Source organism: Salinicola sp. MH3R3-1, assembly GCF_001937155.1.
Taxonomy (GTDB): Bacteria; Pseudomonadota; Gammaproteobacteria; order Pseudomonadales; family Halomonadaceae; genus Salinicola; species Salinicola halophyticus.
Genome location: NZ_MSDP01000018.1, coordinates 187,886 through 200,487, shown reverse-complemented (window position 1 = coordinate 200,487; position 12,602 = coordinate 187,886). Strand labels below are relative to the sequence as shown.

The 12,602-nt window shown below is 63.6% G+C and carries 10 protein-coding genes; 8 read left to right on the top strand and 2 right to left on the bottom strand.

Annotated features, from left to right (window positions below; genetic code table 11):
* Positions 1–198 precede the first annotated feature (198 nt).
* The 4 genes from BTW08_RS12135 to rsd all read left to right on the top strand — a co-directional run bounded on the left by BTW08_RS12135 (position 199) and on the right by rsd (position 5,657).
* Positions 199–2,595 carry a Tex family protein gene (locus BTW08_RS12135; protein ID WP_075562776.1) on the top strand — a complete coding sequence of 799 codons (2,397 nt, stop codon included), beginning with the start codon at positions 199–201 and terminating at the stop codon, positions 2,593–2,595.
* A gap of 209 nt (positions 2,596–2,804) precedes the next feature.
* Complete coding sequence (gshA, locus tag BTW08_RS12130; protein WP_083627849.1) at positions 2,805–4,382, top strand: glutamate--cysteine ligase; 1,578 nt, start codon at positions 2,805–2,807, stop codon at positions 4,380–4,382.
* 138 nt (positions 4,383–4,520) lie between these two features.
* Positions 4,521–5,075 (top strand): disulfide bond formation protein B, encoded by a 555-nt coding sequence (locus tag BTW08_RS12125; RefSeq protein WP_075562775.1) that lies wholly within the window; start codon positions 4,521–4,523, stop codon positions 5,073–5,075.
* Positions 5,076–5,141: 66 nt separating this feature from the next.
* A complete protein-coding gene (rsd, locus tag BTW08_RS12120; protein ID WP_075562774.1) occupies positions 5,142–5,657 on the top strand; it encodes a sigma D regulator in 516 nt (171 codons plus the stop codon).
* 161 nt (positions 5,658–5,818) lie between these two features.
* On the opposite strand, the gene BTW08_RS12115 is transcribed toward rsd, so the two are convergent.
* Positions 5,819–6,475: an HAD family hydrolase gene (locus tag BTW08_RS12115; protein WP_075562773.1), complete on the bottom strand. Its 657-nt coding sequence runs from the start codon at positions 6,473–6,475 to the stop codon at positions 5,819–5,821.
* Positions 6,476–6,692: 217 nt separating this feature from the next.
* On the opposite strand from BTW08_RS12115, the gene BTW08_RS12110 reads away from it, so the two are divergent.
* Both BTW08_RS12110 and ptsP read left to right on the top strand, forming a co-directional pair.
* Positions 6,693–7,193, top strand: coding sequence for an RNA pyrophosphohydrolase (locus BTW08_RS12110; protein ID WP_075562878.1), 501 nt, complete (start codon positions 6,693–6,695; stop codon positions 7,191–7,193).
* Between the two features lie 271 nt (positions 7,194–7,464).
* Positions 7,465–9,726 carry a phosphoenolpyruvate--protein phosphotransferase gene (gene ptsP, locus BTW08_RS12105; protein WP_075562772.1) on the top strand — a complete coding sequence of 754 codons (2,262 nt, stop codon included), beginning with the start codon at positions 7,465–7,467 and terminating at the stop codon, positions 9,724–9,726.
* Here the strand turns inward: ptsP and BTW08_RS12100 are convergent.
* Positions 9,717–10,511 (bottom strand): NRDE family protein, encoded by a 795-nt coding sequence (locus tag BTW08_RS12100; protein ID WP_075562771.1) that lies wholly within the window; start codon positions 10,509–10,511, stop codon positions 9,717–9,719. The genes ptsP and BTW08_RS12100 overlap by 10 nt on opposite strands.
* A gap of 270 nt (positions 10,512–10,781) precedes the next feature.
* On the opposite strand from BTW08_RS12100, the gene BTW08_RS12095 reads away from it, so the two are divergent.
* Entirely contained in the window at positions 10,782–11,573 is a 792-nt protein-coding gene (locus tag BTW08_RS12095) for a sulfite exporter TauE/SafE family protein (protein WP_075562770.1), read from the top strand.
* A gap of 203 nt (positions 11,574–11,776) precedes the next feature.
* Positions 11,777–12,583, top strand: coding sequence for a prolipoprotein diacylglyceryl transferase (gene lgt / locus BTW08_RS12090; RefSeq protein WP_075562769.1), 807 nt, complete (start codon positions 11,777–11,779; stop codon positions 12,581–12,583).
* Positions 12,584–12,602: the final 19 nt, after the last annotated feature.

The following is a 12,602-nucleotide window of genomic DNA, read 5'->3' as shown; positions in this document are numbered from 1 at the left end:
ACTGCCTCACCCCGGCTCTCACGAAAAAGATCCGTGCGGTGCTTTATCGACAATCCCGGCGCTGAACGTCGCCCACGCATGACGGGGATGGCCATGGGCCATCCCCGTTTGCTTTCCGACACTTCACCGTCTTCGAGGTGTGAGCCGCTCTCGGCTGTGTGCTAACGTGGCGCGATCCTACCCATCGCGATGGTTTTCATGTCCAACACCCAAACCGCAATCATTGCGCTGATCGCCGACGAGCTCGGTGTCCGCGCCAATCAGATCGCTGCCGCTGTCGAGCTGCTGGATGGCGGCGCCACCGTTCCCTTCGTCGCCCGCTACCGCAAGGAAGTCACCGGCGGCCTGGACGATACCCAGTTGCGCACGCTGGAAGAGCGCCTCGGCTATCTGCGCGAGATGGAAGAGCGCCGCGAGGCGATCGTGCAAGCGATCGAAGAGCAGGGCCAGATGACGCCTGCGCTGCGCGCCGATCTCGACAAGGCAACGACCAAGCAGCGGCTGGAAGATCTCTACCTGCCTTATCGCAAGAAGCGTCGCACCAAGGCGCAGATCGCCCGGGAAGCCGGGCTCGAGCCGTTGGCGGATCACCTGCTGGCCGACCCGAGTCTAGACCCCGAACACGAGGCGGCTGCATTCATCGACAGTGCCACCGGCGAAAGCCGTGGTGTCGAGGATGCCAAGGCTGCGCTGGACGGTGCCAAGCAGATCCTGATGGAACGCTTCAGCGAAGAAGCCGAGCTGGTCGGCCGTCTGCGTGAACGACTGTGGGAAGACGGCCAGCTTCGCGCCCGTGTGGTCAAGGGCAAGGAGGCGGAAGGTGCCAAGTTCTCCGACTACTTCGAGCATGACGAGGGCCTGGCCAAGACCCCGTCTCACCGGGCGCTGGCGATGTTTCGTGGACGCAAGGAGGGCGTGCTGTCGCTGGCGCTGGCCATGGCCGGCGAAGACGACGCCCCGATTCATCCGGCCGAGGTGGCGATCGCGCGCCACGTGGGCATCGGTCTCGGCGCCGAACAGCCGGCCTCTCGCTGGCTGAAAGAGGTGGTTCGCTGGAGCTGGCGGGTGAAGCTCTACACCCATCTGGAGACCGAGCTGATGGGGCGGCTCCGTGAGCGTGCCGAGCAGGAGGCGATCGACGTCTTTGCTGCCAATCTCAAGGACCTGTTGCTGGCGGCGCCGGCCGGGCCGCAAGCGACACTGGGGCTCGATCCCGGCCTGCGAACCGGCTGCAAGGTCGCCGTGGTCGATGCAACCGGGCGTTTTCTCGAGCACGCGACGATCTACCCGCACGCGCCGCAGAAGCGCTGGGACGAGGCGCTGGCCACGCTGGTCAAGCTGGTCGAGCGGCACGAGGTGACGCTGGTGGCGATCGGCAACGGCACGGCCAGCCGTGAAACCGACAGGCTCGCCGCCGAGCTGGTCAAGCGGGTAGCGCCACGTCAGCTCGCCAAGGTGATGGTCAGCGAGGCCGGCGCCTCGGTCTACTCCGCTTCCGCGCTGGCAGCCAGGGAATTTCCCGATCTCGACGTCTCGATCCGCGGGGCGGTATCGATCGCCCGGCGCCTGCAGGACCCGCAGGCCGAACTGGTCAAGATCGACCCCAAGTCGATCGGCGTGGGTCAGTACCAGCACGATGTCTCCCAGGTGAATCTGTCCCGCAGTCTCGAAGCCGTGGTCGAGGATTGCGTCAACGCCGTGGGCGTGGATCTCAACACGGCCTCCAGCGCGCTGCTGGCTCGGGTCTCCGGCCTGAGCACGATGCTGGCCGACAATATCGTCGCGCGGCGGGATCGCGAAGGACCCTTTCGGACTCGCAAGGAGCTGCTCGATGTCGACCGGCTGGGGCCCAAGACCTTCGAGCAGTGCGCCGGCTTCCTGCGCATCATGAACGGGACGAATCCGCTCGATGCCAGCGCCGTGCACCCGGAGGCCTATCCACTGGTGGCGCGCATCGCCGAGCGCAACGGCCGCGAACTGCGCGGGCTGATCGGGGACAGCCGCTATCTCAAGTCGCTCAAGCCGTCGGACTATGTCGATGACGCGCCAGAGGGTAACAAGGCGTTCGGGTTGCCGACGGTGATCGATATTCTGGCCGAGCTGGACAAGCCCGGACGTGACCCGCGGCCCGAGTTCAAGGCGGCGACGTTTCGCGAGGGCGTCGAGAAAATCGGCGACCTGGAACCCGGCATGCTGCTGGAGGGCGCAGTCACCAACGTGACCCATTTCGGCGCCTTCGTCGATATCGGCGTGCATCAGGATGGACTCGTGCATATTTCCGCGCTGGCCGACAAGTTCGTCGATGACCCTCGCCAGGTGGTCAAGGCGGGCGACATCGTCAAGGTCAAGGTGATGGAGATCGATGTGCCGCGTCAGCGCATCGGCTTGACGATGCGACTCGGCGACACGCCCGGCGAGAAGAAGGGCGCTGATGACAGAAAGGGCGCTGGCGAGCGTCGCACCGACGGGGGAAAATCCCGTCACGGCAATGCGAATCGCGGGCATCAATCCTCGCGCCAGGGCGGTGACCGTCAAGCCGCGCCGCCCTCGGGAGCGATGGCCGAGGCGTTACGCAAGGCGCAGCGGCGAACCTGAAAACGAGCGGGAGTTGAGGCTCGTCGAAATCGTTAGCCTTGAAAGCGTCGGCGTCGACTCCATAATGGAGGTTGGCCCGAGGCGGGGCCGGCGGAAAATGACTTCTGCTGGCGCCGTCGACGCACGGACAAAACGGGAGAGCGTAACTCTCCCCATGAGATAAGGTGTTGAGCGTGTCTGATCAACTCGCCAAGAATGTCGGCCATCTGATGGCGCCGGCCCAGAAGGGATTGCTTGGCCGTCTGCGGCGAGGCATCGAGAAGGAGGGGCTGCGTGTCGACCCGAAGGGCGCCATCGTGCAGACCGCCCATCCGCACGCCCTGGGCTCCAAGCTGACCCACCCGCATATCACGACCGATTACTCCGAAGCGTTGCTCGAGTACATCACGCCGGTCTACTGTCGACCCGGCGATGCGCTGTCGTTTCTCGGTGATCTGGTTCGTTTCACCTATCGCCAGCTCGACGGAAAGGACGAATGGCTGTGGCCGGCCAGCATGCCGGCGCGCCTCGACGGCAACGACAGCATCCCCCTTGCCGACTACGGCACCTCCAACGTCGGCACCATGAAGCACGTCTACCGCAAGGGACTCGATGCGCGTTACGGCCGGATCATGCAGTCGATTGCGGGGATTCACTACAACGTGTCGCTGCCGGATGACATCTGGCCGCTGCTGCAGGAGCTGGAGGGACGCCAGGACGAATCGCTGCAGGGTTATCGCTCGACACGCTACTTCGACCTGATCCGCAATTTCCGCCGCAACAGCTGGTTGCTGCTTTATCTGTTCGGAGCATCTCCGGCGCTGGATCGCAGTTTTCTGGGCAAGGATGGTGGCGACAATCGCTGCGACAAGCTCCAGTCGCTGGGCAAGGAAACGCTTTACGCGCCCTACGCGACCAGTCTGCGCATGTCCGATCTGGGCTATCAGAACAAGGTGCAGGAGCAGTTGAAGATATGCTTCAACTCGCTCTCCAACTACGTGGGTACCCTGCGCCATGCGATTTCCGCCGAGTGGCCCGATTATCGTCGCATCGGCGTCGAGGTCGACGGCGACTGGCGTCAGCTGAGTGCCAATATTCTGCAGATCGAGAACGAATACTACAGCGACATCCGGCCCAAGCGTGTGGCGCGTTCCGGCGAGACGCCGACGCAGGCCCTCGAGGCGCGCGGCGTCGAATATATCGAGGTGCGCTGTCTCGATCTGAACCCGTTTCTGCCGCTGGGCATCGATGAGCCGCAGATGCGTTTCATGGATACCTTCCTGCTGTGGTGCCTGCTCTCCGAGAGCCCGTGGATTCCGGATGAAGAGTGCGATCGCCTCGACGACAATCGTCGGCTGGTGGTCGAGCGGGGGCGCGATCCGGAGCTCGAGCTCCAGATCGGTGAACGTCGTGTGCCACTGCGCACCCGCGGGCACGAGATCATCGAAGGGCTGCGCCAGGTCGCCGAGCTGCTTGATGCGATCGAAGGCGATGACCTCCATGTCGCCGCCATCACCGCGATCGCCCCGCGTCTGGATGATCCCGAGCTGACACCATCTGCCCAGATGCTGCGGGCGCTGGAAGCGCATGGCGGTGAATGGGCCGATCTGGTGACCGATCTGGCCAAGTCGCAGGGCGAGGAGTGGCGCTCGACGCCGATGGACGAGGCGCGCGCCTCGCTGTTTGCGCAGCTGGTCGAGACGTCGCATCAACAGCAGCATGACATCGAGGCCGAGGATCACCTCTCGTTCGCGCAGTTCATCGCCGACTATTTCCAACGGGCGAGGGAACCTCGTTCCGCAGCGTGAGTCTGTGAACCCGTAAGTCAGTAAACTCATCGCGCTCGACGGCAGTCGTCAAGCCCGGCGTCGAGTTCGGTATTCGAGGCCGGCTGCTGCGGAGTGAGCCGTCAACGTCGAGCCATTCGGCATGGATTGGGGTAGGACATGAAAATCGAGCATTGGGTGGCGCAGGCTAGCACTCGCCGATGGTGTGTGCTGGGCCTGTTGATGTGCTGTTTCATGATGGCCGTCGCGCTCTTCCTGCAATACGGCATCGGCCTCGAGCCATGCCCGCTATGCATCTTTCAGCGCGTCGCCGTGATATCGGCGGGCATCGTCTTCCTGATCGGCGCGATCCACAATCCCGGGCGCGGTGGCGGTCTGGTCTACGCCGTGCTCTCGTTGATCGCGGTACTCGGCGGCATCGTCGTCGCTGGCCGACATGTGTGGTTGCAGACCCTACCTCCGGATAGTGTGCCTAGCTGTGGGCCTGGCTTAGACTACATGATGGACATGCTGCCGCTGTGGGACGTGATGGCCCGCGTACTGCACGGTTCCGGCGAGTGCGCGGTCGTGGAGGGCGTGTTCTGGGGTGTCACGCTGCCGCAGTGGACGCTGCTGGGCTTCGTCGTCATGGCCATCATTCCGGTGATGATGATCGTGTCCCGAGTGCGCTACAGTGGCAAAACGGTTCGCGAACCGATGGGGCAGGCGTCCTGAAACAGGGTCGGCGTTGTGCCGGACGGCCGGCGACGAGTTTCACGCGGGACCAGGGAGAGGCTGATCATGCTGGAAGATTGCAAGACCGCGCAGGAGCGCTGGGGAGGCGTCCACGCGCTGATCGATCGCTGGCTGGAACAGCGCTACGACATGCTGGTGACGCTGGTCGACCTTCGCGAGTTCTGCGATGCCGATGTCACGGCGGTGTCCAAACCTCGGATCGACGCGTTCAGTGAAGCGCTGATGGACTACATCAGCGCCGGACACTTCGAGATCTATCCCCAGCTTCGCGAAGAAGCCAAGGCGTTCGAGGATCGCGAGGCGCTGACGGTGGCCGACAAGCTGCTGGCGCGAGTCGACGCCTCGACGCAGCTGGTGCTGGATTTCGATGCCGAATATGCCACGCCATCACGCTGCCAGCGCTACACCGATCGTCTTCCCGGCTGGCTCGAGAAGCTGGGTGCGACGATGACGGAACGATTCCTTCTCGAGGATCAGCTGATCAGTCGTCTGCATGCGGTACACGCGCCGACCGTGGCGGCACGCCAGGCGGCGGACGACCAGTCCGTCCGGACCGACTGAGCGGAACATCTGAGCGGATCTTTCTGCTCGCCGTTATCGACCCGCTTTCGTTCTGCTGCTTTCTTTTCCTGCTGTCGAATCGTTATGAAGCCCCGGCCATTGCCGGGGCTTCATGCGTTCTGGCCTGCCGCTGGAGCGCCCGGCGCGGATGATGCCGATGTCTAGCGCAGGGACAGCACCTGCCAGCTCCGCTCCTGGGCCAGCGCTCTGAGTTGGTCATCGGGGTCGACTGCCACCGGCGTGGCGACCTCTTCGAGCAGATAACGGTCATTGATCGAGTCACTGTAGAACCAGGCGTCGTCCAGGTTCAGCGTGGGTCGGGACTCGAGCCACTCCCGAACGCGGGTGACCTTGCCTTCACGGTAGCTGGGAATGCCCTCGACCCGACCGGTATAGCGGCCGCCTTCACGTTCCGCCTCGATCGCGATGAGATCGTCGACCCCCAGGCGCCGGGCGATCGGGCCGGTGACGAAGCGGTTGGTGGCGGTGACGATCAACAGGAAATCGCCACGTTGGCGATGCCATTCCAGCAGCGCTTCGCCTTTTGCCAGGATGTGGGGTTCGATCTTGCTGGCCATGAACTGTCGGTGCCAGGCGTCGAGCTGTTCTTCGCTGTGCTCGCTCAGCGGTTTCAGCGCCATCGACAGGTACGCCATGATGTCCAGCTGACCGGCCTGATAGTCGCGAAGATACTGATCGTTGGCGCGCCGATAGGCGTCCTCGTCCACGGCGCCCTGTTCTATCAGGAATTCGCCCCAGGCATGATCGCTGTCACAGCTCAGCAGGGTGTTGTCGAGATCGAAGATCGCCAGGCTCAAGAGGGACTCCCGTTTTCGTGTGTCAGGGGTGGTAGCGGCGGCCGGGCCGTGCGAAAGAGTATCGCCAGTATCGCAAACTCCTCTCACGTTGCCCATGTCGCTGCTCGCTAACGATGTTATTTCAAGGTTTTACGGCTGGTGGGCTTAAGGTGTATTGATGCCCTTTCTCGCTTTGTGGAAGAATGATCCCAACGACGATTGAGCTAAGGTGAACGCTGTGATAGACGCCGATGGCTTTCGGCCGAACGTTGGCATCATCATTGCCAACTGTGACGGCCAGCTGCTTTGGGCGCGTCGGGCGGGTCAGGAAGCGTGGCAATTTCCACAGGGAGGCATCAATGCCTGCGAAACACCCCATCAGGCTCTCTTCCGTGAACTCGAGGAAGAAATTGGGCTGACATCCCAGGATGTCGATGTGGTGGCCTGTACGCGAGGATGGCTACGTTACCGTCTCCCCCGGCGCATGGTCCGGATGCATTCTAAACCGCTGTGTATCGGCCAGAAGCAGAAGTGGTTTTTACTGAAAATTCGCTGCCACGACAGTCGGGTTTGTGTCGATAGTACGCCCAAGCCGGAATTCGATGGCTGGCGGTGGGTGAGTTACTGGTATCCTCTGGGGCAGGTCGTCTCGTTCAAGCGCGAGGTCTATCGGCGCGCGCTGCGAGAGTTGGCACCCGATTTTCATCGTCTTTCGCTGGAGGAAATGGCGCGGTTGTGAATCGCCGAAGGAGCCACCCGGTCTCGAACCCGTTCTGGAGAGTCGGTCTTCAAAGAGTCGGTCTTCAATAAAAAAGGCCGGGCTGTAGGGTCGCCAACTGAAAGGGTCACCAGTTGAAGGAGCGCAAACTGAAGGAGCGCAAACTGAAGGGTCGCCAATAAACGCGGGCTTTGCCGCCTGATCCGAAACCGGTCCATGGGCCGGTTTCGGGTCGGCCCGGCCACCCACTCGATGCCATCACGAGGATCTCCTCGCCCACAAGAAAAGGCTCATGCTCGATACCCTTCGCCGCATCGTCCAGGAAGTCAACGGCGCTCGCAGTCTGGACGCCGCTCTGGCCACCATGGTTCGCCGCATCCGCAAAGCGATGCGCACCGATGTTTGCTCCATCTACCTGTTCGATCGCGAGCGCGACCGGCTGGTACTGATGGACACCATCGGCCTGCGCACTCAGGCGGTGGGCGTGGTGACCCTGCGTCTCGGCGAGGGGTTGGTCGGGCTCGTCGGGCAGCGCGAGGAAGCGCTGAACCTCGAGGATGCTCCCTCTCATCCGCAGTTCCGCTATTTCGTCGAGACCGGGGAGGAGCGGTTCTCCAGTTTCCTGGGCGTGCCGATCATCCATCAGCGGCGCATGCTCGGGGTGCTGGTGGTTCAGCAGCAGGAGAAGCGCCGCTTCGACGAAGGCGACGAGGCGTTTCTGGTCACCATGGCGGCGCAGCTGGCCGGCGTGCTGGCCCATGCACTGGTCTCCGGCACGCTCAACCGCCGCGCTCAGCCCGACGGCCAGGCGATGTTTTCCGGGGTGGCGGCTTCGCCCGGAATGGCCATCGGTGAGATCGTGGTGATCGCGCCCCCGGCGGATCTGGATAGTGTTCCCGACCTCATTCCGACCGATCCGGATGCCGAGGTCACACGCCTGCATGCCGCGCTGGCGCACGTCCGTGAAGACATTCGCAAGGCGGGGGCGCGTCTCGCCAGCCGGATTTCCACCCAAGAGCTGGCGCTCTTCGATGTCTACCAGCAGATGCTGGGGGACGCGGCGTTGGGTAACGAGGTCGAGAAACGCATTCGTGAAGGGCAGTGGGCGCCGGGGGCGCTTGCCGACGTGGTACGCCGGCACACGCAGTATCTGGAGCGGGTCGACGACGGCTATCTTCGCGAGCGTGCCACCGACATTCGCGATCTGGGACGTCGAGTGCTGGCGCACTTGCAGGAAGGCAACGAGATGACGCCCTCGACCTATCCCGATAACGCCATTCTGGTGGGGGACGAGATCAGCGCGGCAACCTTGGGTGAGCTGCCCAAGGGGCGGCTCGCCGCGCTGGTGTCGATCCGGGGCTCCAGCAATTCGCATGTCGCCATTCTGGCGCGGGCGATGGGGATCCCGACTGTGCTGGGCATGGTCGATCTGCCGCTGCCGCGGATCAACGGTGCCAAGGCGATTCTCGACGGTCACCGCGGACGCCTGTTCGTGCGTCCCGATGCTCAGCTGGCCAAGCGCTATGAAAGACTGATCAAGGAGGAGCTGGCGCTGGCAGAGGTGCTGGAGCACGAGCAGCACTTGCCGAGCGAGACCTCCGACGGTCACAACATGCCGCTGATGGTCAATACGGGGTTGGCGGTGGATGCCGTGGCGCAGCTCAAGCCGCGTGTCAGCGGTGTGGGGCTGTATCGCACCGAAGTCCCATTCATGATGAACGAGCGCTTCCCCAGCGAGCAGGAGCAGACCCGGCTCTACCACGAGCAGCTCGCCAGTTTCGCGCCCTTGCCAGTCGTCATGCGCACGCTCGATATCGGCGGTGACAAGGATCTACCCTATTTCCCGATCAACGAAGCCAATCCGTTTCTCGGCTGGCGCGGAATCCGGGTTACTCTCGATCACCCCGAAGTACTGATGGTTCAGATGCGTGCCATGCTGATGGCGTCTCGCGAACTGGACAATCTGCGTATCCTGTTGCCGATGATCACCAGTGTCGACGAAGTGGATACGGCGCTTCGTCTGCTGGCGCGAGCCCGCCAGGAACTCGCCGAGATCGGTATCGAAGTCGCCTCGCCCAAGGTCGGGGTGATGATCGAAGTGCCAGCGACGCTCTACCAGCTCGCGGCGCTGGCGGATCGCGTCGACTTCTTCTCGGTAGGCAGCAACGATCTGACCCAGTATCTGCTGGCGGTCGATCGCAACAACGCGCGGGTATCCGGCCTCTACGATGCCTGCCACCCGGCGGTACTCAACGCCCTGGCGCGCCTCGCCGAAGAGAGTCGGCAACTGGGCGTGCCGGCCTCTGTCTGCGGCGAGCTGGCCGGCGACCCTTCCGGCGCGCTGCTGTTGATGGGCATGGGCTTCGATGCGCTGTCGATGAACGCGCCCAGCCTGCCGCGGGTGCGAGCGGCGATTCGGCGAGTCAGCATCGGGGATGCGCGTTCGCTGGTGTCGGAAACGCTCTCGCTACCCACCACGGCTGCCGTTAGAGCCCACCTGCGCCAGCGGCTGAACGACTGGCAGATCGGGCACCTGCTGCCGCCTCAGGATTGATCCGCGGCGTTCGCCCTCAGCCGGACGATATTGCCGGTGGGTACGCCGCCGGGGCCGAATTGCTGTTCTTCCAGCGCGGTGCTCCCGGCCGAGACGGTGACCAGCGTGGTCGCGCGGGTACCGTACTCCTCTCCCTCGATGAACAGGGGCGAAAGAAACCGCTCTCGATCGCGACCGATACCGGTGTCGGGCAGTTCGCTGTCCGGCGCGGGCCGGGTATCGCGCAGCGATCTCCACATCTCGGCTCGCCAATCCTGCGTGCTCAATGCCTGCTGCATCGCATTGCGGGCCCGGAGGAGCTTGGGCCAGGGCGTATCCAGGCTGGCGTTGGAGAGCCCGTGGAGGCCGGGATCCAGCCGTCGGCAGACTGTCTCACGGCGGCTGTGATGCAGCGCCCAGAGCCGGCCGCCCGTCATCACCAGCAGGTTGAAGCCGGCGTATTGCCGGGCGCCTTGCGCGACCAGGTTTTCCAGCCAGCGGGCCGGATCGTCGGCCGTCAGCGCCTGGCGCACCAGCTCGCCGCGGCTGGGCGCGCCTGGCGGCGTCTGGGTCAGACTCTCTCGAACGTTGGCCTGGTTTTCTCGAACGTTAGTCAGTGCCGCCACGCGTGACGCTGTCGCCGCGAGCCAGGTTCCGCCTGCCAGCAGGTCACGCCCGCCGATCAGGTCGGCGTCTGACCAGCGGTGCAGTGCCCGCGTCGGTCGTTGGTGGAACTCGTCGCGGTTGGCGGCGAGGCGCAGGGACACCTCGGCGTCCGGCTGCCAGTCGAATACGATCAGGCACATGTGACGATCTCCAGTGGAAGAAGCTGGCGAGGGGCAGGGGAGATGTCAGGCGAAACGGTCGCCGTCATGACACGACCCCGGTGGCAGCGTAACATGAGCACGCTAGCGACTCGCGTCGACTCGCACCCTAAGCTCTGGCTCGCCCCTCATGTCTTGCTCTCTACAGGACCGCTTCATGCCCGCTCCCCGCCCCCCGGCCGTTGCAGTGTCGACGGTAACTGTCTCGATTCGCTCGCTCGATTGCTTCCACGCGAGGATGGAGGGCGTTCGATGCTGACGGCGGTCGTGATCTATCTGGTGGTTGGCGCCGCCGCCGGTTTGATGGCCGGGGTGTTCGGTATCGGCGGGGGGATCGTCATCGTTCCCGCTCTGGTCTTCACCTTCGTCGCACAGGGTTTCGATCCCGCCGTTGTCGCGCATCTGGCGGTGGGTACGTCGCTGGCGACGATCGTGGTCACCGGCGCTTCGTCGGCTTGGGGGCATTGGCGGCGCGGTAGCGTACGGCGAGACTGGCTGCGGCTGATGATCCCGGGGCTGCTGGTGGGCGGGATCCTCGGCGTGCTGCTCGCATCGGCGCTGCCTGGTCATGCGCTGACTCGGCTTTTTGGTGTGTTTGCGGTGGTGATGGCGCTGAAAATGCTGTTGACGCGGCCGCCCGCGACTCAGGGGCAAGTGCCGCGGCGCTGGCCAATGACGGCAGCCGGCGCGGTAATCGGCGGTGTCTCGACGCTGTTCGGTGTCGGCGGTGGCGTGATGTCGGTGCCCTGGCTTTCGCGTTTCACCAGTCGCATGACGGAAGCGGTAGGTACGTCGTCGGCGATTGGCCTGCCGATCGCGCTGATCGGCACCGTGACCAACGTCATCGTGGGCTGGGGTGAGATAACATTACCCGCCGGGGCCACCGGTTACGTGATGTGGCCAGCCTTCCTCGGTCTGATGGTGACCAGCGTGCCGATGGCCCGGGTAGGCGTCAAATTGGCTCATGCATTGCCTGCCAGGACGCTGCGACGTATCTTTGCCCTCCTGCTGATGGTGGTGGGAATCAAGCTGATCATTGGCTAAAGAAATACTGCATAAATGTCCGCGCAGGCGAATCGGCTTCGTTGCGCGGTGCTGGAGCGCCAGCCCGGCCGGAATCCTCACATATAACCCATATGCTCCGGTTCCTGCGCTCCGTGCGCCTTGCGACGGAGTGCCGACCACGTCATCCTGCTCGCCGATTTATTCAGCGTTTCCCCTAATTCTTTCGTACCCAAGGAGAAAGCATGCTGGCTTACCCCGAGATCGATCCGGTGGCCGTGTCGTTGGGCCCGCTCAAGGTGCACTGGTACGGATTGATGTATGTCGTCGGCTTCGTGGGAGCCTGGTGGTTGGGACGACGACGTGCCGATCGCCTGGGACTCAAGCCCGATGATATCGGCGATATGCTGTTCTACGGCGCGCTGGGTGTCGTGCTCGGCGGGCGAATCGGTTATGCGCTGTTCTACGGTTTCGATCGCTTTCTGGACAATCCGCTGTGGATCTTCCAGGTCTGGGATGGCGGCATGAGCTTCCATGGTGGTCTGCTGGGCGTACTGCTGGCGGCGCTACTGTTCGCGCGCAAGCATCGTCTGGCGTTTTTCCAACTGACGGATTTCATCGCGCCGCTGGTCCCGATCGGGCTGGGTGCCGGGCGCATCGGCAATTTTATCAATCACGAGTTGCCGGGGCGGGTCACGGATGTGCCCTGGGCATTGGTCTTTCCGGGAATGGGCGGGCAGGGGCGCCATCCGTCCTCGCTCTACCAGTTCTTTCTGGAAGGCGTCGTGCTGTTCGGGGTGCTGTGGACGGCATCACTGAAGCCGCGCCAGCGTGGCTTCATCTCGGGTCTCTTTCTGGTCTGCTACGGCGCTTTTCGTTTCCTCTCGGAATTTTTCCGTCGCCCGGACCCGCAGCTGGGCTTCATCGCCTTCGACTGGCTGACCATGGGTCAGTTGCTGTCGCTGCCAATGATCCTTGCCGGTATCGCACTGATCGTCTGGTCGCGGCACAATGGCGTCGACGACGCTCGCGCCTCACAGGCCGCGCACTAATATCCCTTCCGCTCACGGC

What these genes read in the sequence shown, in the direction of transcription:
- lgt (WP_075562769.1), top strand. Translation starts at nt 11,777, where the DNA reads ATGCTGGCTTACCCCGAGATCGATCCGGTGGCCGTGTCGTTGGGCCCG.
- rsd (WP_075562774.1), top strand. Translation starts at nt 5,142, where the DNA reads ATGCTGGAAGATTGCAAGACCGCGCAGGAGCGCTGGGGAGGCGTCCAC.
- BTW08_RS12125 (WP_075562775.1), top strand. Translation starts at nt 4,521, where the DNA reads ATGAAAATCGAGCATTGGGTGGCGCAGGCTAGCACTCGCCGATGGTGT.
- BTW08_RS12095 (WP_075562770.1), top strand. Translation starts at nt 10,782, where the DNA reads ATGCTGACGGCGGTCGTGATCTATCTGGTGGTTGGCGCCGCCGCCGGT.
- ptsP (WP_075562772.1), top strand. Translation starts at nt 7,465, where the DNA reads ATGCTCGATACCCTTCGCCGCATCGTCCAGGAAGTCAACGGCGCTCGC.
- gshA (WP_083627849.1), top strand. Translation starts at nt 2,805, where the DNA reads ATGGCGCCGGCCCAGAAGGGATTGCTTGGCCGTCTGCGGCGAGGCATC.
- BTW08_RS12100 (WP_075562771.1), bottom strand. Translation starts at nt 10,511, where the DNA reads ATGTGCCTGATCGTATTCGACTGGCAGCCGGACGCCGAGGTGTCCCTG.
- BTW08_RS12135 (WP_075562776.1), top strand. Translation starts at nt 199, where the DNA reads ATGTCCAACACCCAAACCGCAATCATTGCGCTGATCGCCGACGAGCTC.